The organism is Desulfobulbaceae bacterium, assembly GCA_015231515.1.
Lineage (GTDB): Bacteria > Desulfobacterota > Desulfobulbia > Desulfobulbales > VMSU01 > JADGBM01.
In genome coordinates this window covers 1-24,782 of sequence record JADGBM010000039.1, presented here as the reverse complement: position 1 = coordinate 24,782, position 24,782 = coordinate 1, and the positions used below count along the sequence as shown (strand labels likewise).

The following is a 24,782-nucleotide window of genomic DNA, read 5'->3' as shown; positions in this document are numbered from 1 at the left end:
CTGTTTGGCAAACAACTCACAATCGAGCTCAACGGGTATATCCAGATTTTTAAATCTTTTCGTTACTTTTTCAGTGTCGTGTATGGCTTTAAGAGGTTTTTCTAATTTCTTGTCCTTTCCTGAACCAAATTGTAAAGGACTACACCATTCAGGGGTGGACCATGGACGTGGAACGACTCAAGCACGGCGGAAGCGTCTTGGATAACGAGTTTTTCGAACGTCAGCTGGAAAAGGTTCGGGAAATACGGCTCTCCGAACGTAAGTTTTATCAGAAAATAACGGATATATACGCTACCGCACTGGATTATGACCCAACTGCTACGGCTACCAAGCGCTTCTTCGCCGCAGTCCAGAACAAGATGCATTACGCCATTCATGGCAATACAGCGGCTGAGGTCATTGTAGATCGCGCAGACCACCAAAAAGAGAACATGGGGCTTACCAGCTGGGAGGGAGCACCCCACGGAAAAATCCACAAATATGATGTTTCCATTGGTAAAAACTATCTCTCTGAATTCGAGATCGGGCAGATGCAGCGAATTGTGTCGGCCTATCTGGATATGGCGGAAATGCAGGCCATGCGTAAAATTCCAATGACCATGGCTGACTGGGAAGAGCGCTTGGGAGGGTTCCTAAAACTCTGGGATAGAGAAATCCTGCAAGACGCCGGAAAGGTGACCGCAGAGCTGGCAAAGGCTCATGCTGAAAGCGAATTTGAAAAATACCGCATTGTTCAGGATCGACTCTTTGAGAGTGACTTTGACCTATTGCTCAAACAGATTGAACATAAGAAGGAAGAATAATCTATCCTGCATAGCAACACGGAGCTGTGACAAAGCTATGACAACTTCGCGACAAAGTTTGCGACAGGTTCACGACATTCTTGGTGACATGGCCACTTTCAGACTTGAGTTTGCGGAATGATTACAAGAGGCCTCCGCACGGGAATCGAACCAACGTCCGTTCTCTGTTTCGGGAAAATGTAGAGAATTAAATTTCTCTCGGCGTCCGGCAGCTTGAAGGGTTCTGATGTGCAGTAAGGTGTTGAATAAACAGGATTTGCGGATGTATTTTAGTTTAGAGAACGAATTGGGGTAAGGCTCCCGTGTCCTCCACCATTTACAAAAGACAAGCCCGTCCACCCAGAGAAATTCTCCGGGTGGATGGGCTTTTTTTTGTTTGTATTATCAGAATGTTACGCACTTCACATACAGGATATACGCTTACCGGGTAGCGGCAGGATGTGTCGGAAAACTCTGAAATAATCGCCAATTTTCAGCTTTCACATGCGTTGTCACCCGCTAGCATGACGCCCTGGTGGAAATTACCCTGCCCAAGGATGCCAATATCCATGCCAAGGAATATCAACTTTATTTGCCGGATAAGGAGTTGCTGCGCCGGAAGCTTGCCGAGTGGGGCGAGGAGGTGGGGGGATGATAATTTGCTCCGGCGAGCAATCTTTCAAGCCCATTCTCGCAAATGACATCTGCCTCCGCTTAACTGAGGGGAAAGTGGACAGTATATTAGTTTTAAAACCGGACAAATCTATTTGTTGCTAACAACCAACTCTGACCCTTCTGGTTCTGGCAACGATCATACCTTGCGATTTCCGTCCGGCAAAAAGCTGCAGTGACCGTGGGATCACCGCATTACCCGAATAGTTCAGAGCCATCATTGACCTTGTTATCATTGTTTTTGTCATGAATAAGATCACCATTAGACTCAATACTGATTCAAAGAACCGAGAGGCCACTTTGGCCACAAAGTATATTTTCAAGGTAGAAAAACCGTCGATAATACTCTTCCCCACCTTGATTACAACTTCTTCGCTTTATATATCGCACAAGTGCATGCTTACCGAATATTTCCACAAACACCTGTTTGGCAAACAACTCACAATCGAGCTCAACGGGTATATCCAGATTTTTAAATCTTTTCGTTACTTTTTCAGTGTCGTGTATGGCTTTAAGAGGTTTTTCTAATTTCTTGTCCTTTCCTGAACCATTTTTTTGCATAAAATGCCTGAACTCATGAGCGAAGACCCACACAATGTGGTCGATCCCATCATCTAAAACTCTCTTTGAAATCCATATGAGATACTTACAGCCGGGAAGATCCATTACCTCTTTAACCCTGGCTGGAGCGCCAATTTTCTGTTTACCACAATGCCAAAACGAGGCTGACTGGAGGAACTCTTCACGAACGGCTGCTACAGCCTCTTCCCTGTAATCATTAGATTCCAGAAAGAGCCACGGTTGTGGTCCCACAAAAGCACTGATTGCAGCAACTTGTTCAAAATAAGGAACAACTTTGTTTTTCCGAGGATGACTTTCTGGAAAGATCGTGAGCATGAATAACACCTAATAATTTCTTACATGAAAAAATACTATATCGGTCTATATAACCTTAGGCTATATACAATGGCGTTGTTGATTTCTTTAATTTCATCGACCCTTCACGCTTTTTGTGGCAACTGCCTTAGCGGGATCATCCGGCCAGAAGTGTTTGGGATACCGCCCCTTCATCTCTTTTATAACTTCAGGATAGCTGCCAGCCCAGAACCCTGCAAGATCGGAGGTTATCTGGATTGGGCGGCGGGCTGGGGATAACAGATGGATCACAACAGGAACCCTCCCCATGCAGACGCTTGGGTTATCAGCTGTTCCATACAACTCCTGGATGCGAACAGCCAACCGTGGCAACTCCCCAACTTGATAGTGCAATTCGATCAGTGAACCGCTGGCTACCTGGAGCCTCACAGGTGCATCTCTTTGAAGAGTCTGCTGTTGATCCCATGTCAACATTGCTTTGAGTATAGTTGCCATCTGTATTGATTTCAAGTGGCTGAGCTTGTACATACCTGCCAGATACGGCTCAATCCAGGACAGGTTTTTTAACAGTTCTTCATCACTTAAATCCGGCCAATTTTCTTCGGGCTGCCAGCTGCGCAGACAATTGATTCTCGATTGCAGCTGCCTGGACACTTTGTCCCAGGGAAGACAATCTAAACATAAGGAACGGATACCAGTAAGCAAAGCCTGAACGATGAGGTCTTGATCCACCCCGTCCCAAGATTTTTCCTGAGTGACGATTTCGCCTAAACGTTCAATTTCAAGAGCTGTGACCCTCTTTTTATCATCATCCCAGGCAACTTGTTGCGTTTTAGAGAACAGCTCCTGATGAGTTTTTCGAAGTTCATCAATGTTTACAGCAGCAGCCAGGTAGATCTTCCCCTCTTTGTGACCGGCATCAAGCTGAGGTACTACCAGATATTCATTCACAACAAGGTGATCGTCTTGAGGCAGATAGACGCCCTTGCCGTTTGCCAGAACATAGCGCCCTTTCGATTCGCTTCTTTGTTTGGCAATTCGGTCAGGATAGGCATAGGCCAGCAGGCCGGCAATATTATGGTAATCTGACCTCTGTCTTTTTGCTGAAATAAGGCGTAACCACTGCTCTGTAAGCCGATTAATCCGCAGACAACCAGTTGAATCAACACCATTTTTATTAACTGAGCCACCTTTAGTGCGCCACAACTCCAATACGTGCAGACGATCAAGCAGGTCGACTGATGTCTGGCCGCTTTTATAGACAATATCGCGCTCGGATATAAGCGCAGCAAGATCACAGGCCAACCCAGTCTGACCGGATTCATCGGCCATTAACAGCATCACGCCCAAACGTGGGTGAAGGGGAAGAGAGGCAACCTTTCTGCCAAGTGTCGTCAGTTGATTATTCTTTATAACCCCCAGGGAGATTAACAGTTCTTTGGCCTGCTGGTAAGTTCCAGATCGTGGACAATCCAGCCACAACAGATCAGCAGGGTCTGCTGCTCCCCACAGGAAAAGTTCAAGAGCAAGATTGGCAAGGTCCGCTGTTAAGAGCTCCGGGGGCAGAAACGGCACAAAACTGTGGTGCTGATTTTCAGTCCAGAGCCGCAGGCAATATCCAGGCCCCAAGCGCCCTGCCCGTCCAGCCCTTTGTGTTGCAACGGCTTTAGACACTCGTACCGTTTCCAGTCCACTCATGCCGTTGGTTGGGTTAAAACGTGACCGCCGGCTCCACCCACTATCCACTACATTAGTGACACCTTCAATGGTAAGACTGGTCTCGGCAATGGATGTCGCCAAGACAACTCTTCGTCTACCAGCGGAATCCGGCATAATTACTCTATCTTGTTCGAACTGAGTCAAATTGCCATAAAGCGGCAAACTGAGGATATCACCAGAAAGCCCTTCAAGCAGTTGCTGATTGACTGCATTAATTTCACCAACACCAGGCAGAAAGGCAAGAATATCCCCCTGTCTTTCGTTAAGTACTTTACGAATACCCTTTAACGTTGGTTGAATTTTCCCCACAGCTTCATGCTGTATATACTCTATATCAACTGGATAGTTTTCCAGTTCACAATTAATAACAGGGGCTCCGCCCAATAATCTGGAAATTGGTTCTACTGCCAGCGTAGCAGACATTATCAGCAGGCGCAGATCGGTAATCTGGCAGACATCCAGGCATAGAGCTAAGGCTAAATCTGCGTGTATGCTTCTTTCGTGAAACTCGTCAAAGATAATCAGACCAACATCTGCCATATCCGGATCATTTTGTATTCTTCTGGTTAAAATTCCTTCAGTAAGAACTTCGATGCGAGTCTGACGCGAGACACAACGATCAAAACGAATATGATAGCCAACCGTCTGGCCACATTTTTCACCTAATAACCAGCTCATACGTGCGGCGGCAGCCCTGGCAGCTAACCGGCGCGGCTCAAGAATTAGAATTTTCCGATTCCCAAGCCACTCTTCCTCCAGCAAAGCCAGTGGCACGACCGTTGTTTTTCCCGTTCCGGGAGGAGCGGCCAAGACAGCCGAACCTCTACAAAGGGCAGTCTTGATTTCGGGTATGACCTTGTTGATTGGTAGTTGTTGTTTTTTCAATGTATACAAGAGATGAAGTAGCGATAAAATTTATCAAATGCTGCAGATCAACCGATTAATTCATTAATAGCAGGTAACCAAAACATGCCACACCTTTGAACTTAATTTAATGAGGTACGATATGAAGCTTAGCATTACTCAATACTACACGCAAACAACTCTGCAAAGTTCATTATATAGGTCAGTGCCTAATACTGATCCAACTGGCAACCTGTCGGTTCCAAATTTTCAGGATCAGAAACAGACCTCATTCCGCCTTGATATAAAGCTGTTTAGCCGGTCAGAAACAAACGAGCAGAGTATCGAATACAAATTTTTACAAGAAAAATCCAAAACAGCTTCACAGGCTGAAACTCCTGCAGAGCAGAGTAAACCTAAATCCTTTATGGACATATTTGAGGAAGGTTACTGGGGAACCACCCAAACAGCCGACCGGCTTTCAAATTTTGTAATTAGTGGCGCTGGTAATAATGTTGAAAAAATGCGCATGGGCCGCGAAGGTATTATTCGTGGTTTTAAAGAAGCTGAAAAACTCTGGGGAGGAAAACTTCCAGAGATTAGTTACAACACCCTTGAGAAGGCACTTACCAAGATTGATGAACGAATCCATAGTTTGGGCCAGCCGGTTATTGACTTGGCAGCCTAAAAAAATGCATCAACAGAGACCAGATTATTTCTACTTTGGCACATTAAACTCTCTCGTTAATCCCGCATGCTTTTAGCGGGAGGTTAAGCAAAGACACCGATCCAAGATGTTTTTTATGCATTAAATCAGGCCCTTCCGATTTCCGCACCTCCCTTACCTGCTGCCGACCTGATAGCCAATAAGTGTTTGCCAATTTGGCGAAAGGGTTGTAAAAAGATCACTCAAATCTTTTCAAATCCTCACCCACATTATTATATCAAATTTATACACACAGGATTCCCAATGTCCCAGACAGTGCAACAGCTTTACCGCAAAATTTCTGATTCGTTTGAATATTGCTTCAATATTGAAAGCCACCACCCATTGAAGCCCAATGAAATTCAGCAACTCATGGAGTTACTTGCCGACGGATTCATCGCAAGTACGGTAACTGCTACCTCGTCACTGCATGGCGGGACGATTGTGGAACTTGGACCACGTCTCAATTTTGCCACTGCCTGGTCCTCCAACATGGTTTCAATATGTTCAGCCATCGGACTTGAAGGTATTACCCGGGTTGAACGTTCAAGACGGTATCTGGTTGACGAATCTGTCTCAATTAACACCTTTGTGCATGACAACCATGATCGCATGACAGAATGCCGGTACAACGAACCATTAAAAACATTTGACACAGGTATTGTTCCGGAAAAGGTGTACGATGTACCGATGATGGAAAATGGCCCCGATGCCTTAGCCAGTATTCCAGGAATCTCTATGGATGAGTGGGATAGAAACTTTTATTACGATTATTTTGTAAAAAAACATAATCGGAACCCCACCATTGTTGAAATTATGGATTTAAACAATGCCAACAGCGAACACTCACGACATAGTTTTTTCCGTGGCATTCAAGTTATTGACGGCGTTGAACAGCCTGAAAACTTAATGCAGGTCGTTATATCGACTCTTAAGGCAAACCCAGACAACAGTGTTATTGCATTTAAAGACAACTCCAGCGGCATCACGGGCAGATCGATCTCTACTATTATACCGAAGTCACCTGGGCAAACTAGCCCTCTGGTACCTACGACAGCTACCTATGATCTGATTTTCACAGCTGAAACTCATAATTTCCCCACGGGAGTTGCCCCCTTCCCCGGAGCTGAAACCGGCACCGGTGGCAGAATACGAGACGTGCAGGGCACAGGTCAAGGCGGCTTTGTAGTTGCAGGCACCACAGGTTACTGCGTTGCAAATCTGCATATCAACGGCTACGAGTTGCCATGGGAAACTCCCCTGGAATGCCCATCAAACCTGGCAAGTGCTTTAAAAATTGAAATTGAGGCAAGTAACGGCGCTTCTGATTACGGGAATAAGTTTGGCGAACCACTAATCCAAGGCTTCACCCGCTCATTTGATATGCGCCTTGATGATGGACAGCGCTGGGGTTTTTTAAAACCGATCATGTTTACCGGCGGCATCGGCCAGATTGACCATCGCCATATCAAGAAAAGTGCTGAAGAAAAGGATATGTACATTATCCAGGTCGGTGGACCCGCCTACCGTGTTGGTTTTGGCGGCGGCGCTGCTTCAAGTATGCTGCAAGGCGAAAATGCCGAAGAGCTCGACTTTAATGCAGTTCAGCGCGGTGACGCTGAGATGGAACAGAAAATGAACCGAGTCATTCGTGCCTGTAATGAAATGGGAGAGCACTCTCTTATTGACGTTATTCACGATCAGGGCGCTGGCGGCCCGGCAAATGTCCTTAAAGAACTGGTTGAAAAATCCGGCGGACAGATCAATATCCGGAACATAAAGGCAGGCGACCCGACCATGTCGGTTCTTGAAATTTATGTAGCAGAATTTCAAGAACGAAATGGTTTTCTGGTCCGACCCGAAAATCTTGATAAATTTAAAGCTATTTGCTCCCGAGAAAAAGTCAATTGTGAGGTCTTGGGACAGGTAACGGGTGATTTACGTTTCATTGTTCGTGATGAATTTGACAACTCCACCCCTGTAGACCTTGAACTTTCTGAGGTTTTAGGCAATGTCCCTACTAAAACATTTAAAGATAACCGTATTCCGACTGCCCTGTCTAAGGTGGCGATCCCTGCCGATACCACCTTGCAATCCGCCCTTGATCGTGTCTTGAAACTCGTTTCGGTTGGCTCAAAACGATTTCTTACCAATAAAGTCGACAGGAGCGTAACCGGCCTTATCGCCCAACAGCAGTGTTGTGGACCCCTGCAAGCAACTGTCAGTGATGTTGCCGTCATCGCCCAAAGCCATTTCGGCAAATCCGGCGCCGCCTGTGCCATTGGAGAACAGCCCATAAAAATGCTTTCAAATCCTTCAGCGGGTGCCCGAATGGCCGTTGGTGAATCGGTTACCAATATCATGTGGGCCGCAATCGATGGCATCAACTCTATTAAATGTTCTGCGAACTGGATGTGGGCCCCAAAACTTGCCGGTGAGGGTTCAGCTCTTTATGATGCAGCCTGTGCCATGCGCGACTCTATGATTGCCCTGGGCGTTGCTGTTGACGGCGGCAAAGACAGCCTTTCAATGGCTACCCGAGTTGGCAATGAAACTGTAAAATCACCCCGTGAACTGGTCATTTCTGTTTACTCAACGATGGAAGACATCACTCAGGTTGTAACTCCGGATATTAAGCAGGCAGGCGCCTCGCTTCTTTACTTTATTGATCTGGCAGACGGCAAGAATCGTCTGGGAGGTTCCGCACTCGCTCAGGTTTTCAACCAAGTTGGCTCAGATACACCCGACATGGAAAATCCGGCTTTACTTAAACAATCGTTTGCCACTGTTCAAAATCTTATCAGAAACAAACTGATCTGCTCAGGTCATGACCGCAGTGACGGCGGTTTAATTACTACTGTTCTTGAGATGGCTTTTTCCGGAAATTGCGGTATTACTCTGGATGTTTCAAGTTCAACATCTTTAATTAATTACTTTTTCTCTGAAGAACTTGGTTTGGTTTTTGAGGTCAGGTCAACTGACACGTTGAAAGTTGAATCCATATTAAAAGAAGCCGACATACCCTTTGCTGTTCTTGGCAGCACAACCTCAACTAAAGAGATTGCGATTACCTTTAATGGAGATCCTGTCCTTACTGGCAGCATGTTGGATCTTCGCCAAATATGGGAAGAGACAAGTTATCAGCTTGAAAAATTACAGATGAATCCTGCCTGTGCAAACGAAGAGAAAAAGATACTCTACAACCGTAAAGGGCCTCAGTATTCCGTTCCTTTCACACCAGCTTTCTCTTCACCCCAGATAGTTGATAACTCAACTAAACCTAAAGTCGCCATCTTGCGTGACGAAGGTAGTAATTCTGACCGTGAAATGTCCAGCGCCTTTTTTGCCGCTGGTTTTGAGCCTTGGGATATCACGATGAGTGATTTACTCAATGGAGATATCAATCTCGATGGTTTCCGTGGTCTTGCTGCAGTTGGTGGATTTTCTTACGCTGATGTCCCTGAAAGTGCTAAAGGATGGGCCGCAACAATTGTATTTAATGAAAAGCTAAAGCAAATGTTTACTAAGTTCTACAACGACCCGAACACCTTTTCTCTTGGCATATGCAACGGCTGCCAGCTTTTCGGACTTCTAGGCTGGGTGCCATGGCGGGGTATCAGCCCAGAGATACAACCCCGTTTTATCCAGAACAACTCCCGACGTTTCGAATCTCGCTGGTCTACAGTTAAAATTCTGCCCAACAAATCAATTATGCTTCAGGGCATGGAAGGCCTGACTTTTGGAATTCATGTTGCCCACGGTGAAGGCAAACTCAGCTTTCCGGATCCGACAATTTTCAAGCAGGTTAAAGATCAACAGCTTGCAGCCTTAGCCTTCGTTGATGACGATGGAGTGCAGACAGAACAGTATCCGTTCAACCCCAACGGATCTCCCGAGGGCATTACCGGATTATGCACCGCAGATGGCCGACATCTTGCGATGATGCCGCATCCGGAACGGAGCTTTCTCAACTGGCAGGCTCACTGGCTCCCGCCTAATTACGATAGCAGTGAAACAGCATCTCCATGGCTAAAAATGTTCCAGAATGCTTATGAGTGGTGCCTGAAATAAAGGGAACGGAACTGCTTATTTTTTATGGAAGGTTTGCCACTCATCATTAATTAACAACTGGTGGGGGGTAAAGTTTTGCTTGTAGCGCATCGCTTTAATCTCTTTTAGCAGATAGCCAAGATAGACATACGACATATTTCGGGATTGAGCGAAGTTGATCAGGTACAAAATATCATAGGTACCGAGGCTTCGAGCCGACTCATCAGGATCAAAATAAAAATAGACGCAATTGATTGAATCTAGGTACATATCAACAATTGATACCCCGATAAGTCTATCATCCAACCAAAATTCCACCTCGTATGTTGCCCCCAGGCAGTTTACAAAAAATCCGGCATAATATTCCAGTGCCGAGTTTCCTTTTCCCGGAAATCGTTCAGACAGAAACTTATCACAAATTGCCAGTTTTTCGTTTGTAATATGCAGCGGCGCGATTTTCACCTCTAAATCACTATTTTTTCGCCAAACACGTTTCTGGTTTCGGTTGGCAATAAATTGATCAGACTCGATGCGAATTGGCACACAGGCATTACAGCCGTGACAGGCCATTGAGTACAAAAAACTGCCATTCCTCCGATACCCTGCCCGCAGGAAAAACTCCATGACCTGCTCCGGCATCTTGCCAAATTGAGCCTGACGATAAACAGCCGGATACGGGAGACCGTAAGGACAATCAATGAGGACGTCGTAAAAATATTTTTCAAGCTGGTTGCTCAACGACAGTTCTCCAATTCGATTATGTAGCTTTCAAGATCGTTATTGCCCCCATCGACATAATCCTCCGGATACAATAATGCCGACATATAGAAAACACTATTCAAGTCGAGGGCCTTACCGGCTGAAAAGGAGAAAGCGCCTATCTGGTTCTTGAGCTTCAAGGCGATTTTGTGCTCAAGTGAAGACATAAGCCCAGCAATACTTTCAGGGAGATGAAATAGCAGCATGGCTTTTTCCCTCATAAGCTCACGATAGCGATCAATATTACTTTGATCGTTAAGAATATTCTTTGCCTCACCTTCAATCTGTCTGATCTTTTTGGCGACTAACGACAGTTCTTCAATAACTTCATTTACTGTAGACATAAAACCCTTAAAAAGTGCCTAGACATCGGACATACTGTGAATTTACACTGAACTGCGGTTCAGTAAAAATGAACAACCTATTATTATCACTACACAATTTACAGTTTAATTGTATCAAATATTTAAAATAATAATAAAGTTTTTCTTTTGCTAACCGAATTATTACTATATATTTATTATTGAAAATAAGGGGTTATAAATAGCCATGTTTTTTTGACGACTCCTAATTGGAGAAAAATTTAAATAACTGAGAAAATGTCCCCAACTGTAATAGCACAAATTACACCAATCAATTTATTGCCATTATAAATCGGTAGTATCTCTATGATACTCGATAGTAAATCCTGGAGACGTATTCTTATGAGTAGCGCGCCAACAAAGATCGAAAACAGAAAGAGCAAGCGATTTCTTGTGCGCGACAATGCTTTTGCATTGTTAAAACAGCCACAATATAAAGAGCTTGGCAGAATTGTCGATATTAGCGAAACAGGGATCTCCTTTTTATGTATTAATCAAGGCGATTGGACCGAAGCTCCCTTTAACGTCGACATTTTTCTTTCAGACGAACTTGAGTTGCCCTATATTGACCAGAACATATTGAAAAATATCCCCTTACGCCCAGTTGCCTATTGCAGAGATAATATCCTGTCATGCAAAAATCCAGATTCAATGATGACACGATGTGGAGTAGCGTTCGGTACCCTCAGCTCGGAACAGAGGTCGAGAATAAAGCAGTTTATCGTCCTGCATAGTGTCGGAAACGCATAAAAGCCTTTACGCAATTTTGCATAAAGGCTTTTATTTTGTGCCTTATCGCTGTTTGTATAAAAAAAGGCAGAACCAACTTAATGATCCTGCCTTGTGGGAAGTGAGCCTCATATTCAAAGTTTTTTATTGTATTTTTAGACCCTTCCTCTGTCTTTCTGCTTTAGCAATACAGATGCCAACAAGTAAAATCTTTTGTTTTAACCCTGCACAAGGCAAATCTCTATTAACCGAGCCTCTTGCAAAAATGAGATAATGTTGCTTTATGAATTTTCCTATAGTCGTCTTTCCCGCATGTAGTTAACAGCAAAGCGGTGTCTGGGAAACCAGGTTTTTTTCTGGATCCCCGCCAAAAACACTCGGGGATGACGGTCTTTTTTTGCAAGAAGCTCAACCGCATACCAATTATGAATTACTGATTACATCTAAACGTAACCAGTGTCACATATCTGAATCTTGAATTACAGTATTTCCGCAAACAAGCCACTGTTCTGGCTATGTTGATAATGATGACCATTCGCGAAACTGTAACGTCAATTGACAACCAACTTTTCTGAATTTTTGCTAGCCAAGCCCATAAAAAATTGTTAGTAAGACAAACTCACAAAGGCGCCATTCATGTAACAGTTGTTTCGTGACGGCCCCTAAATTGAATAAATAAACCAAATGAAAAAGACAAATGAAACGAAAAAATTTAATCACCTTCACTATGTTGATGGCCCTTTTATCACTTGCCCTGATTGCTCAGGCAAACTTAAACCAGAAAAACACTGGAAATAGTACCATTACTTTCGACCCCCAAAACCATACATACCATTCAAACGGTTCAATATCCTTTCTATCTCAACCAATTGAACAAAAATACCTGACGATAAAGTCAATTAATGCCATTGAGTCACGCTTAGAGACAAACTAACGCAGCACTCCAGCGCAAAGAAATTATTGGATGAAACTCACCTCAGTTGGTATCGAAAATATTCATTACCCGATTCATGTTCGTGAGAAATCAGGCCGCCATCAGCAAACTATCGCCAGCTTGCGTCTCAAGGCAAACATGCCCAGCGCGCAGCGAGACACCTGCCTATCAACTTTTCTTTCAATTCTCAACACCTATCAAGACGATATCAAAACCGATATCTTCCCATCCATTCTTGAAGATCTGAAATCACAACTTAACGCTGATTCGGCATCAATTGAAATGACCTTTCCATATTTCATTGAAAAAACCGCCCCGGTGAGCAAGACAAAATCCCTGATGGAGTATACATGTTGCTTTTCGTGCGGGATCAATGGTAGTCGAGATATGTTGATTTCTCTCTGGATTCCCAGCACTACATTATGCCCATGTTCTAAAGAGATAAGCTCATACGGCGCACATAACCAGCGTGCTGAAATCAACTTAAATGTTAAATTCAATAGTTTTATCTGGATTGAAGATCTGATCACGCTTGTTGAGCAAGGATGCTCGTGTGAGGTATACAGCCTGTTAAAACGGCCTGATGAAAAATACGTTACCGAAAAAGCCTACGACAACCCTATGTTTGTGGAAGATGTAGTACGAAAAGTTGCTGAATCAGCCCAAAACCACCCGGATATCTATTGGTTTTCAGTTGGCGTCGAAAGCTTCGAGTCCATCCACAAACATAGCGCTTACGCCTACACAGATATCGAAGCCCTATAATGGTTGTTTATTGGTGCACAGTGACGCCCCTTTCTTTATAGCTCCACCTGTAATAACTTTAGCAAACAGGCCTTCACGGGGCATAATACAGTCGCCAGTTGCTTTTTTTATGGCGCATCCGGCATTATGGCACTCTTTGCCGATTTGGGTAATTTCTAAAAGAACATCATCACCGACGTGCAGCTGATCACCAACTGCCAACTCGGTGAGGTTCAGCCCCCGGGTAATAATATTTTCAGCAAAGGCACCATTTTTTAAAGTTGGCAAAACCTCTTTGACCGTATCAATACTTTCACCAGCCAGCAGTGAAATCTGCCTGTGCCAATCTCCAGCGTGGGCATCGCCTTCCATGCCCCAGTTTGGCACTACCACAACGTGATCCTGCTCTCTTTTGACGATTCCCTTTTTATTGCTGATACAGACAGCTTCAACATTGGCCATGTCTACATTCCTCAAAAAAATAATTATCCGCCAATGGTGGCCATTGACGGTTTCTGTCCATCCAACGATGCGGCCTGAGCCTCGTGCCCATTTAAAAAGCGGTTGTTTACGCTGGCCACAATAGCATCTTTCAAACGTTGATCATCTTGACCACCTCGCAACAGCGCCTTTAAATCCACTACGCCGTTATCATACAGGCATGTTTTAAGCATTCCAGTTGGGGTTACACGAATCTTATTGCACGTTTTACAAAATTGACGGGAATAGGCATTAATAATGCCGATCATTCCCGCAAATACAGGAACAGCAAACAATTTTGCTGTTCCTGATTGACAAACAACTCTCTCAATCGCAGGCCAGGTCTTTCTCAGTTCACCTAAAATTTTATTTCCATCCCAAACATCTCCGACCTTATAGCCACTACCATTAAAGGGCATCTGTTCAATAAAGCGAACCGTTACCGGCTTATGTTGGGCAATGCGGGCAAGATCAACAATTTCATCAGTATTAAAGCCGTCCTGGATTACAGAGTTAATTTTAAGTGGAATGGAGGCCTCAAGCACCCTCTCAATTGAGTTCATGACCTCTTTGAAATAGTTACGTCTGGTAATTTCCAGAAATCTCACGGCATCAAGGGTGTCCAGACTCAGGTTGATGCCGGAAACGCCAAGCTCTTTCAAGACCGGAACATGTTCGGCCAGCGAGACCCCATTAGTGGTGATATGAATCTGTTCTATGCCGGGGACAGCAACCGCCTTTTCAAAGAGGTGCATAAAATCTTTTCTTGCAAAGGGCTCACCGCCTGTAAAACGTATCTTGGAGATTCCTAGAGAGCCGGCAATCTCAAGAATTCGCAGTATCTCTTCATACGACAAGATTGCATCATGACCATCAAAGGGTATACCTTCAGGGGGCATACAGTACTGACAGCGCAGATTACACCTGTCCGTTACAGCTATCCGCAGATAGGAGATAGGACGGCCATGATTATCTATAAGTTTATCCAAACAATATTGGGACAGCTCATCAAAATGTACTGCTCTTTTGTTCATTAACATCCCCTTTGATCAGCTCAAGAGTCAATTTTTGCGTATCAATATCATTCTGGTTTGGCAAGGTCAGGCTTCTCTTGTGGTTCATCATTCTCTTTCAACCCTTTTTTAAAGGAAGAAATTCCCTTACCAAGCCCGGCGCCAAGCTCCGGCAATCTTTTACCACCAAAAACCATAAATGCAATAACGCCAATAATTACCAGCTCGGGTGTCCCTAATCCAAACATTACTATCTCCTTTTTAGTACCATGATCATAAAAAAACAGACTACAGCCCACGACCTAACAGACAATAGCTCTGACTACTGCTCGTAAAAAACTTTCCCACAATCCTGCAAGTCATAGCCTCCAAGTCCCTCAACAACTCGTCGAAACTCTTGATTATGATTGATAACATTGAACAACTGGACAATTTTTGGATCCTTACCAAGGTGCTCTGGAATTATCAGATCATAACGTTCTTTAGCCACAGGGATAAAATCAAGAGACAGTGCTTGAGCCGCAGCTCGTATCGCCATGCCCGTATCAACCTGTCCGCTGGCAACCGCAGAGGCAATATTCATATGGGTGTACTCTTCCCGGTCGTAACCCTGAACTGATTCCGGGCTGATTTTCGCTTTTTTCAGATTAAGATCAGTTAAGATCCGGGTTCCTGCCCCTCGCTGTCGGTTAATAAAGACGATGTCGTTTCTGGCTAAATCAGAAATACCACTGATGTTTTTGGGGTTTCCTCTGGGTACCAGAAGGCCCTGCTCACGATACGCTAAATTAATCAATTGCAGGTGGAGGTCAGGGAGGTATTTTTGGATAAACGGGATGTTGTATTCACCAGTATCTTCATCCAGCAAATGAGTGCCGGCAATGTGGGCATCTCCCCGCTTAATTGCCATTATGCCGCCTAAGCTGCCAACATGAGCAGACGAAAGAAAGGTAACAGGCATTGCAGCATGAAGAATATTGGCCAATACGTCTAAGATATTGTCATGACTGCCGATAAAAACCAGGGTATTGATAATATCTTCAGGTTGCCTAAGCAACTCGACCTCTACCCTTTCACCTGCTCCAATCCCTTCGCTGCCGGCAGGGACAGTCAATATTCCATCAGCTCGCACCAGGCTCATTACCACCCCGGCACCGCGACTGATCGGGGTAACCATCTGTTTATCACCGACCAGCCCAAGCTTCACCCGCACAAACTCTTCAACTCCAAGTTTTGACGAAATTGGCCGGGACAACACGGCCTCTGTTTTCGGTTGCACAGGCGGCGTCAAGCCTTGCATAGTATAGAGAAGATCCTTGACGAAAAGACGCATGGTTAACACCGCAGAGACTGGATACCCCGGCAGTCCGATAACAGGTTTACCTTTAACAATAGCAAGAATAACCGGCTTACCAGGCTTGATATTGACGCCATGAACAACTACCTCTCCTAAATCACTTAAGATATCAGCCGTAAAGTCTTTTGTTCCTGCCGAGGCCCCGGCATTGGTAATTACCAGATCATATTCATCAACGGCTGAAGCGATGGCCATTTTCAAACGTTTTGGGTCATCAACAACGATGTCGCTGCGTTTTGCATCAGCGCCCCACTCCTGGGCGTAGCCAGCAAGTATGCGGCTGTTAAATTCAACGATATTGCCAGGTTCAACCGGTTTACCAGGCTGCACCAGTTCACTGCCGGTCGGGATCACCATAACAGTGGGCTTTTTGCGGATCTTGACTTTTGTGACATCAGCCCCCAGCATGGCACCTTGATCAATGGGCCTGATACGATGACCCTCCGGAACAATAAGTTCGGTAACCACAATGTCTTCACCGATCGTACGGACATGATTCCAGGGGGTCACTGATTTAATAATCTCAGCCTCACCGGTGGCATGCATATGAACATCTTCAATCATGATAACAGCATTACAGGATCCAGGAATTGCATTGCCGGTATTAACAGGTCTAAACTTAGAAGTATCCAATAGCACTGGTGTTGTTTCACTGGCACCAATGGTATCGGTACAATGCACTGCAATCCCATCCATAGCAGCGGCGTTATAAAATGGCGATGAACGCTTGGCAAAAACACCTTCGGCGGTAACTCGACCAAGGGCGTCATCGACAGCGATTTCGATAGTTTTCTTATCAAAAACTCCATGCTCACCAAGCGCCTTTCGCCATTTATCCAGAGCTTCTTTGAGCGATGTATTTCCAACGTAAATATCACGTTTTGTTGCAGTCATAGTTATGAGTACTTTACTTTGGTTAATTAGTTAAATAGTTGACCAGTTGACCAATTGACTAGTTGATTAGTCATACAAGTAAACGACAATGTTCTCACCAGCTTCAACGCCTTGTGAACTCTCTTCAATCCGGAAAAAGCCGTCTGCAGCAACCATTGTTGACAATGCACTCGATTTACCAAGAACCGGATAGGCTTCGTACTCTCCATCCGCATTTCGCTTAAGAACCACCCTGACAAAGTCAGTGCGGCCTCCGGCTGAGTTCATATTTCTTTTACAGATTGCCTCAACTGCTCTTCGTCGAGGAAAACTGTTTTTCTTTTGTCCTGCAAAGCTTTCAATGACTGGACAGACAAAGAGGTCAAATGCCACAGCAGCTGAAACAGGGTGCCCAGGCAAACCAAACAAGGCCTTGTCCCCTGAAAATGCAACAATTACCGGTTTACCCGGCTTAATTGCGACACCATGGATAAGCAGATCGGCAAGCTTACAGACTACCAATTCGCCTAAATCCCGGCTACCGACTGAACTGCTCCCGGAGAAAATAACGATATCATTTTCGGCAAAAGCTTTTCGGGCAGTGCCTAAAAACTGCTCTTCATCATCATGAACTACACCATAAAAAGTTGCCCGAGCACCATGGTTCCGGCTTAATGCTGCAAGGTTAACGCTGTTCATATCACGGACCTTGCCAGGAGGAGGACTCTGCGAAAACGGCACGATCTCGTCACCAGTTGAAAAGATACCAACAGTAACTCGCGGATAGACAGTAAGCGTTGTGATTCCAAGGCCTGCCAGTAAACCAAGATCCTGGGGACGAAGAGAGTGACCTTTTGTGAAAAGATCATGACCCTTCTTTACATCATCCCCCCTGGAAATAATATTTTCACCAGGGGCAACCGGCTTGACCACCTCAATCATCTCGGTGCCGGTCTGCACCGTATGTTCAAGCATGACTACAGCATCAGTCTCGGGTGGAAGCAGCCCACCAGTCGCTATCTTAAAGCAACATTCACCTGCCGGACCTGTTTTTGGGAACTCTCCCATTGTAACTTCGCCTGAAACATTCAGGTACGCCGGAATCCCCTCAGTAGCACCAAAGGTATCAGTCGCCTTTACGACGTAGCCGTCCATTACAGACCGAGGATGAGCTGGAATATCTTCTGGTGAAAAAACTGCCTGGGCCAGTACTCTTCCCAAGCCCTGTTCCAGTGATATCTCTTCAGGCGCGCGCTCAGAGCACATCTCAAGCCGCTCACCGAGGACTCTCAGGGCCTCAGAGAGTGGAATAATTCCGGAACGCCCCAGCATATCTTTTACTGATTTCGTCATTAGAACCCAACAAAAGGAAATGGCTATTTGTGTGAACGTTTAAAATCTTTAACACATGGTTTTACGCTTCAAGAATATCTCTAGCCCATGAAACAGCCGCCGCCGCATTAGAAAAACCAACAGAACTGCTAAGCAGAATCAGAGCATGATAAATTTCTTCTTTGGAAGCACCAGCGTCCAGTGCCCGTTTGCTATGCGAGTGCACACCACCTTCTGAGCCGGTTGCAGCTGCAGCTGCCAATTTAATGAGCTGAGCAGTTTTTTTGTCGAGTGGCCCTGCATCATAAAGTGCTTTGCCAAGCTCCTGATGGGCAGAAACTACTTTCTCGAAATTTGTCATCATCCATTTGTAGTTTTTGGGTAAATCTGACATATTTTCCTCCAGAGATTTTAATTTAAGGAACTAAAGGAAAAGAAAATACTATTTTTTCACCGGAAAGACTATTCAAAAAGGATTTAAGTGCGTCCTTCTCTGCCGTGGTAAGGTAAAGTGGGGTAAGTTTGCTGTTACCCTCTCCGCCGCCCTTATCAAAAAAATCAATTACTTCATCAAGCGTCTGAAAGATACCGTTATGCATGTACGGGCCGGTATGAGCAACTTCGCGTAATGTTGGCGTTTTAAAAGCCTGCCAGTCTGCATCCTGCTTGGTAATCAAATAGCGCCCGGGGTCGGTATCAAGAAGATTAAAATCCGTAAACCCGTTCATCTTAGCAACAAATCTTCTGGTGGCTGACACTCGAGGGTCTTTTTGATCTACGGGATTTTCAGGAACCTTAAGCGCGTGAAATTTATCATCACTTACGGTAACACCATAATGACATTCGATGCATTTCCCCTTCCCTACAAATATCCTCATCCCCAACTGGGACTGCGCTGACAAACTTGCAGAATCCCCTTGTAAAAATCTATCGACCGGAGAGTTTTTTGAAACCAGGGTCTTTTCAAAAACGGCAATTGCCGCACCAATTCGCTCCCTGGTGATATCAGGGGAACCAAACGCTAAAGTAAACTCTTCAACATAGGCCGGCACAGAACGGATCTCTTCTTCAAGATAATCCAGGTTCTGGTTCATTTCAAAAGCTGATAAAATTGGGAACAAGGCCTGCTCTTCCAAACTTTGAGACCGTCCATCGTGAAACAAAAAACGGCTATAGTGCAGATTGACCAGTGTCGGAGCATTACGCCAGTTTCGAGTCGTAGGATAGCTCAGAGAGATCGCCTCCCCGTCGGTAAAGAGCATCTCGGGAATATGACAGGTGGCGCAGCTCATAGTACCATCGCCGGAAAGACGTCGGTCAAAAAACAGCTTTTTACCAAGTTCAATCTGGGCTGGCGCCAGGGTTTGATAGAGCGTGGAGTATATTTGATCGTTAAGCGGTTCAATACTTTTCTGGGCTGAAACAGTCTGCCCCCCGCAAAGCGCAAAAAGTAAAGTCAAACAGATTAAAGCGCCTTTACTTTGCATCTTTTAACTCCGACTCCACTATGCGCTGTAGATACTCAAAGGATCTATTACCGACCACCTTAATCCCATTAATAAAAAAGGTTGGTGTATTATATAAGTCCATGCGAATGGCAAGATCATGCTCCTCTTGAATCTGCTCATTATGGCGCATTGTCTCAAGGTCAGTTGAAAACTTCTTCAAATCCAGACCTAACTGCTCCGCATAGCTTCTCAGACTCTTGCTATCGAGTTTGGGCGATTTATCGAGAAGCAGATCATGCATCTCCCAGCCTTTCCCTTGATCAGCAGCCGACAGAAAGGCCTGTGCTGCAATACGCGAGTAATCTCGATATTTATAGGGATAATTTTTTATCGCAAATCGAATTTTACCAGGATAGGTTTCCAACAGTTGCTTAACAGCTGGACCAGCTGCAGCACAATGGGGTCATTGAAAATCGAGAAATTCAATGATAGTGACAGGGGCATCAACCGGGCCCTTTTGAATAGATTTCCCTATGGAAATATCAAAACGTTCAGTTTGCCCAAACAAGTTTACCGGGATCATAAAAAGAAACAAAACGACAACTGCCAAAACAGCGGTACGTCTATTTACGCTTTTCATAGCCTGCCTCCATAGTCAATAACGGATAGTACAATTTGGCGGAACGTGGGTCGTTGAGGGGAATAAAAACAAGGTCCCAGGAAATGAAAGACTAAGGAGGGGGAGTAAAAAGCCTTTCACCCTGGGCCCTAAAAGAAATTACGAAACGTTAGTTATCCGCCCTGACGGGTGAGGCAATCGGCAACTTTATCGCGGCTGCCCTATAGGCGACCACTATTGCAGAAATAAGTCCGAGCGTGATGATAAGCTCAACAAACGACGGGCTGTAACTTGCGCCATCTTTAAGTTGAACAAGGAATAAGATATCAAGTCTATTCAAAACTATTCCAACAAGGACAAGCATCTGTGGCACGAAAATGGCCCCAGCTGATTGAGCTGAACTGCTGGCAAGGAAAAGCATGATCATTGGTATCAACACCAGGGCCATTTCAAGCATGAATAGCTTTCCGGCACCATCAGCAAAGATTAAGCCCATATTACCCTTGATCATAATATCGCCAACACGAAGCAGAAAATAGACCAGGAGCGCTATAGCTGTTCCTTTTGCCAAACCGCGCAAAATATCCATATCACACTCATGTTTAAATACTGACGAGGCAATCACATACTCAAAACTCACCATGGCAAGACCGGCGGCAATGGCAGACACGAAAAAGTTATACGGCAGCATTGTCGTCCACCAGAGGTGGTTCAGTTTTGACGGCATTAAAAGAAAGAGTGCGCCAAGGGATGACTGATGCAGAAAGGACAGTGTTATTGCCGCAATAGATAAGGGCACCATCACCTTTCGACTTGTGAACGTTTTTGCTAACGCACTGCCTGTTCCTTCTAAAAATGGCCCGGCAAACTCCAGGGCCAAAACCGTCGTATAAAGTACAACACAGACAACAACTTCAAACATTATTGAGTGCGGCTGCCACATTACCAGAGGATGCCAAAGCGTCATGGGCTTACCGATATCAAACAATATACCGATAGAAACGACTACATAGCCGGCAAAGGCTGTTAACACCGCGGCCCGTGCAACAGGTTTATATTTTTTCATATTAAAAATATAAACAGCGCCAGCGATAGTAAATCCACCAGCGGCCAAAGCTACACCTGCCAATACGTCAACACCAATCCAGAGACCCCATGGCACTTCATCACTTAAATTGGTTACAGCTCCAAGTCCGTTTGAAAATCTATAAAGGGCGGCGGCAATCATTGCTGCTACGAGAAGAACAGCCAACCATGCGCCACCAGACACTACTGCTTGTTTATTTTCTTGAGCGCTCATTCGCTACCCTCCTCTTGAGATCCTCTGCCTCTAAAATAGGCAACTGCTGACAATAATGCGACAAAACCTGTGACCTTAGCCGGAATGCTTGACAGAACCGACCATGTATAATCCGGCAGCGACACACTCGGGATACCTTTTTTAAAGCCAAGCTCTTCAAAGGGGATGTCTGATATGTATAACCAGTTCGTTCCACCGGCTTCCTCCAAACCGTAAATATGCTTCACGTACTTACCTGGTTCTTTGGCAAGTCGTTTTTTAGCCTCAGCAACTATCTTATCGTAGTCGTCAAATAGCATTGTTTCGGTGGGACAAGTTTTTATGCAGGCTGGCAGCAGTCCATCTTCAATACGCTCCGCACAAAAAGTACATTTCTGTACCCATGGGGAAACAGATTCCCATTCATATTTGGGAATATCAAAAGGACAGGCGACCATACAATAACGACAGCCAATACACTTATCAAATTGATATGATACCGCACCCTGAGCGGTTTTAGTCAGAGCTCCAACCGGACAGGCTGCAGCACAGGCTGGTTCCTTGCAATGCAAGCACTGGTTTTTAATGAAACTCCAACCGACCTTGCCCTTTTTCTCCGTTTCAACGAACTGAATATTGGTATAACAGTCTGAACTAAGTTTTACCGGGTTGGTAAAGTCACCTTTAAATGTCGTTTTGCGCACGTCTCTTTCGTTCCACTCTTTACAGGCGACCTGGCAACCACGACAGCCAATACAACGGGTAAGATCTACTAATACTCCTTTTTCCATGTCGCCCTCCTATATCTTCTGGACATTGACCATAAAGGCCTTTGTCTCAGGTATCATGGTGTTAGCGTCGCCGATAGAGGGAGTCAAAATATTGGCGCTGTCTCCACCACTACCATCTACAGGATATTGCCAGCCGTAACACCATGGCAGTCCAACCTGATGCACAGTGCTGCCCATAACTTTAAATGGTTTGAAACGACTTGTCACAGCAGCTACAGCCCAGAGGCTGCCTCGAGCTGATGAGACAGTGACTTTATCTCCGTTTTTAATGCCGCTCTCCTCGGCAAGCTCTTTACTGATCTCGACAAAGATCTGCGGCATCATCTCCTGTAGCCATGGTGTGTGTCTGGTCATGACGCCAGTCTGCCAATGCTCGGTAACCCGGTAGGTCGTTGCCACAAATGGGTAACGCACATCACATGAGGCATAACTGTCTGCTGTCGAGTTAGGATCATCATGTAAAAGCTTAGCAGTAGGATTGATCCGATGGTTCTTGTTAAGAGGATTCTCCTGAACCGGGCATTCTAATGGTTCATAGTGCTCTGGGAATGGCCCTTCAGCAACGCCTGGCCCAAATATATGAGCAACACCGCCGGGTTTCATGATAAAGGCCTTCATGGCCTTAGGGTTATCGGTTCCATCGGTGTTTTTCAACGGCGGCCAGCCGCCATCGGGGACATCCCCAACCCATTTGGAACCATCCCACTCGATAACAGCACGTTTTGGATCCCATGGTTTGCCATAGGCATCAACTGAAGCGCGGTTGTAAATGATGCGGCGATTCACTGGCCAGCACCATGACCATTCAGGGTAAAGCCCTATTCCAGTTGGGTCTTCCTGGGATCGTCTGGCCATCATATTGCCTTTTTCAGTATATGAGTTGCAATAGAGCCAGTTTCCGGATGAAGTTGAACCATCAGCTTGAAGAAATGCAAAGCTCGGAACCAGCGTTCCTTTTTTATAAACCGTTCCCTTAATCTCAGTATCTTTCAGAAAATAGCCGTTGATCTCCTTGGCAATCAGGTGGGTGTCGACATGAGTGATTTTCCCTTCAGCATTCTTTTTGCCGTAGTCCCAGGCAAGTTTGGTGATCGGATCAGGAAAAGCGCCTTTTTCTTGCCTGTAAAGCCTTTGCACTTCGAAAAAAAGGTCATTAACAATCTCGGCATCAGGTTTAGAATCACCAAGAGGATCAACGGCTTTATAACGCCATTGGGCCCAGCGGCCAGAGTTGGTGATGGAACCTTCTTTTTCAAAGGATGCACTGCAGGGCAGGAAGAAGACCTCAGTTTTGACCTTCTTGGGGTCCAGACCAGGCCCTTTCCAAAATGAAGCGGTCTCATTGTCAAAGAGATTAACATTGACCAGCCAATCAAGTTTGGTCATAGCCTCTCTGGTTTTATTGGAGTTCGCGCCAGAACAAGCGGGGTTCTGCCCCCAGGCAAAAAACCCTTTAAACTTATCTTGCAGCATCTCATGGAAAATCATGAGCCAGCTGGCATTCTGACCATCATCAAGTTTGGGCAGCCATGAGTAACCAAAATCATTATCAACAGTGGCATTGTCACCATAATGGGCCTTGAGAAGGCTTGTCGAGTATTTCGGGTAATTCCCCCACCAGTTGGCACTTTTTTCCTCAACGGTTTTGGGAGTCCACTTGTCGTTATAGGCTTGTAAGGTCGGCAACGATGCACTTGGTGTTTTAAGATAGCCCGGCAGGATATGAAACAGCAGACAATGATCAGTTGAACCCTGCACGTTACTTTCACCGCGCAGGGCGTTCACACCACCACCAGCCCGCCCGATATTGCCAAGCAGGAGCTGAACAATGGCCATAGCCCTGACGTTCTGGGTTCCAACGGTATGCTGTGTCCAACCCATGGCGTACATAATGGTTGCCACCTTATTGGCCTTGCCGGTTGCACAATAGGTTTTGTAGACCAGCTCAAGCTGATCTTTTGGAGTTCCGGTTATGTCGGAAACAGTACTCATATCATATCGAGAGTAGTGCTTCTTAAGAAGTTGAAGGACGCTGCGGGGGTTAGTCATTGTTTCATCTTTAACAACTAGACCATTGGCGTCTGTATCAAAGGCCCACGACTTCTTATCATACTTACGATTCTTCTCATCATAGCCGGAAAAGATTCCGTCCAGTTCGCCAGGCATCTTAAAATTGCTGTTTAAAATAAAGGGCGCATTGGTATACAATTTCACATATTCTTCATGGTAGAGCTTGTTTTCCAAGATGTAATTAATCATACCCCCGATAAAGGGAATATCAGATCCAGAGCGGAGAGGTGCGTAAATATCCGCCTTTGCCGATGTCCTGGTAAACCTTGGATCAACACTGATTAACGTAGCACCCTTATCCTGGGCCTCAGTGACGTAACGAAAAGATACTGGATGGTTTTCAG

General features: G+C 45.2%; 21 protein-coding genes and 2 pseudogenes. 7 read left to right on the top strand and 16 right to left on the bottom strand.

Annotated features, from left to right (window positions below):
• The first annotated feature begins 122 nt into the window (after positions 1–122).
• Both HQK80_08170 and HQK80_08165 read left to right on the top strand, forming a co-directional pair.
• Positions 123–803, top strand: a pseudogene (locus tag HQK80_08170) (virulence RhuM family protein).
• A gap of 502 nt (positions 804–1,305) precedes the next feature.
• Positions 1,306–1,437 (top strand): annotated as a pseudogene (locus HQK80_08165) (DUF1016 domain-containing protein).
• Between the two features lie 296 nt (positions 1,438–1,733).
• Here the strand turns inward: HQK80_08165 and HQK80_08160 are convergent.
• Both HQK80_08160 and hrpB read right to left on the bottom strand, forming a co-directional pair.
• Entirely contained in the window at positions 1,734–2,351 is a 618-nt protein-coding gene (locus HQK80_08160; GenBank protein MBF0222188.1) for a hypothetical protein, read from the bottom strand.
• A gap of 93 nt (positions 2,352–2,444) precedes the next feature.
• The gene (hrpB, locus tag HQK80_08155; GenBank protein MBF0222187.1) at positions 2,445–4,934 is read right to left on the bottom strand and encodes an ATP-dependent helicase HrpB; all 2,490 of its coding nucleotides are present in this window, start codon (positions 4,932–4,934) and stop codon (positions 2,445–2,447) included.
• Between the two features lie 121 nt (positions 4,935–5,055).
• On the opposite strand from hrpB, the gene HQK80_08150 reads away from it, so the two are divergent.
• Both HQK80_08150 and purL read left to right on the top strand, forming a co-directional pair.
• Positions 5,056–5,580 (top strand): hypothetical protein, encoded by a 525-nt coding sequence (locus tag HQK80_08150; GenBank protein MBF0222186.1) that lies wholly within the window; start codon positions 5,056–5,058, stop codon positions 5,578–5,580.
• 282 nt (positions 5,581–5,862) lie between these two features.
• Positions 5,863–9,669 carry a phosphoribosylformylglycinamidine synthase gene (gene purL / locus HQK80_08145; GenBank protein MBF0222185.1) on the top strand — a complete coding sequence of 1,269 codons (3,807 nt, stop codon included), beginning with the start codon at positions 5,863–5,865 and terminating at the stop codon, positions 9,667–9,669.
• Between the two features lie 15 nt (positions 9,670–9,684).
• Here the strand turns inward: purL and HQK80_08140 are convergent, their stop codons facing one another.
• Together HQK80_08140 and HQK80_08135 are read right to left on the bottom strand one after the other, a co-directional pair.
• Positions 9,685–10,386, bottom strand: coding sequence for an arginyltransferase (locus tag HQK80_08140; protein ID MBF0222184.1), 702 nt, complete (start codon positions 10,384–10,386; stop codon positions 9,685–9,687).
• Positions 10,383–10,751, bottom strand: coding sequence for a hypothetical protein (locus tag HQK80_08135; protein MBF0222183.1), 369 nt, complete (start codon positions 10,749–10,751; stop codon positions 10,383–10,385). Before HQK80_08135 ends, HQK80_08140 begins: the two co-directional genes overlap by 4 nt.
• A gap of 360 nt (positions 10,752–11,111) precedes the next feature.
• Between HQK80_08135 and HQK80_08130 the strand changes: the two genes are divergently transcribed.
• The 3 genes from HQK80_08130 (at position 11,112) to HQK80_08120 (ending at position 13,197) form a co-directional block, all read left to right on the top strand.
• Positions 11,112–11,519: a PilZ domain-containing protein gene (locus tag HQK80_08130; GenBank protein MBF0222182.1), complete on the top strand. Its 408-nt coding sequence runs from the start codon at positions 11,112–11,114 to the stop codon at positions 11,517–11,519.
• 676 nt (positions 11,520–12,195) lie between these two features.
• Positions 12,196–12,432, top strand: coding sequence for a hypothetical protein (locus HQK80_08125; protein ID MBF0222181.1), 237 nt, complete (start codon positions 12,196–12,198; stop codon positions 12,430–12,432).
• Between the two features lie 30 nt (positions 12,433–12,462).
• Positions 12,463–13,197: a GTP cyclohydrolase I FolE2 gene (locus tag HQK80_08120; protein MBF0222180.1), complete on the top strand. Its 735-nt coding sequence runs from the start codon at positions 12,463–12,465 to the stop codon at positions 13,195–13,197.
• Here HQK80_08120 and HQK80_08115 read toward each other — a convergent pair.
• The 12 genes from HQK80_08115 to fdnG all read right to left on the bottom strand — a co-directional run.
• Positions 13,192–13,638: an MOSC domain-containing protein gene (locus tag HQK80_08115; protein ID MBF0222179.1), complete on the bottom strand. Its 447-nt coding sequence runs from the start codon at positions 13,636–13,638 to the stop codon at positions 13,192–13,194. The two genes, HQK80_08120 and HQK80_08115, sit on opposite strands and share 6 nt — an antisense overlap.
• Before the next feature lie 23 nt (positions 13,639–13,661).
• Complete coding sequence (moaA, locus tag HQK80_08110) at positions 13,662–14,690, bottom strand: GTP 3',8-cyclase MoaA (GenBank protein MBF0222178.1); 1,029 nt, start codon at positions 14,688–14,690, stop codon at positions 13,662–13,664.
• Between the two features lie 47 nt (positions 14,691–14,737).
• Entirely contained in the window at positions 14,738–14,917 is a 180-nt protein-coding gene (locus tag HQK80_08105; GenBank protein MBF0222177.1) for a twin-arginine translocase TatA/TatE family subunit, read from the bottom strand.
• 74 nt (positions 14,918–14,991) lie between these two features.
• Positions 14,992–16,920 (bottom strand): molybdopterin biosynthesis protein, encoded by a 1,929-nt coding sequence (locus HQK80_08100; protein ID MBF0222176.1) that lies wholly within the window; start codon positions 16,918–16,920, stop codon positions 14,992–14,994.
• A gap of 66 nt (positions 16,921–16,986) precedes the next feature.
• Positions 16,987–18,252 carry a molybdopterin molybdotransferase MoeA gene (locus tag HQK80_08095; protein ID MBF0222175.1) on the bottom strand — a complete coding sequence of 422 codons (1,266 nt, stop codon included), beginning with the start codon at positions 18,250–18,252 and terminating at the stop codon, positions 16,987–16,989.
• Positions 18,253–18,313: 61 nt separating this feature from the next.
• Entirely contained in the window at positions 18,314–18,625 is a 312-nt protein-coding gene (locus HQK80_08090) for a carboxymuconolactone decarboxylase family protein (protein ID MBF0222174.1), read from the bottom strand.
• A gap of 22 nt (positions 18,626–18,647) precedes the next feature.
• Positions 18,648–19,718: a cytochrome-c peroxidase gene (locus tag HQK80_08085; protein ID MBF0222173.1), complete on the bottom strand. Its 1,071-nt coding sequence runs from the start codon at positions 19,716–19,718 to the stop codon at positions 18,648–18,650.
• Entirely contained in the window at positions 19,708–20,103 is a 396-nt protein-coding gene (locus tag HQK80_08080) for a DsbA family protein (protein MBF0222172.1), read from the bottom strand. Before HQK80_08080 ends, HQK80_08085 begins: the two co-directional genes overlap by 11 nt.
• Positions 20,104–20,142: 39 nt before the next feature.
• A complete protein-coding gene (locus tag HQK80_08075; GenBank protein ID MBF0222171.1) occupies positions 20,143–20,319 on the bottom strand; it encodes a hypothetical protein in 177 nt (58 codons plus the stop codon).
• 148 nt (positions 20,320–20,467) lie between these two features.
• Positions 20,468–21,598 carry a polysulfide reductase NrfD gene (gene nrfD, locus HQK80_08070; protein MBF0222170.1) on the bottom strand — a complete coding sequence of 377 codons (1,131 nt, stop codon included), beginning with the start codon at positions 21,596–21,598 and terminating at the stop codon, positions 20,468–20,470.
• Positions 21,595–22,368: a 4Fe-4S dicluster domain-containing protein gene (locus tag HQK80_08065; protein MBF0222169.1), complete on the bottom strand. Its 774-nt coding sequence runs from the start codon at positions 22,366–22,368 to the stop codon at positions 21,595–21,597. The genes nrfD and HQK80_08065 overlap by 4 nt, the downstream gene beginning before the upstream one ends.
• Positions 22,369–22,377: 9 nt before the next feature.
• The coding region (gene fdnG / locus HQK80_08060; GenBank protein MBF0222168.1) for a formate dehydrogenase-N subunit alpha at positions 22,378–24,782 on the bottom strand (2,405 nt) is incomplete at its 5' end.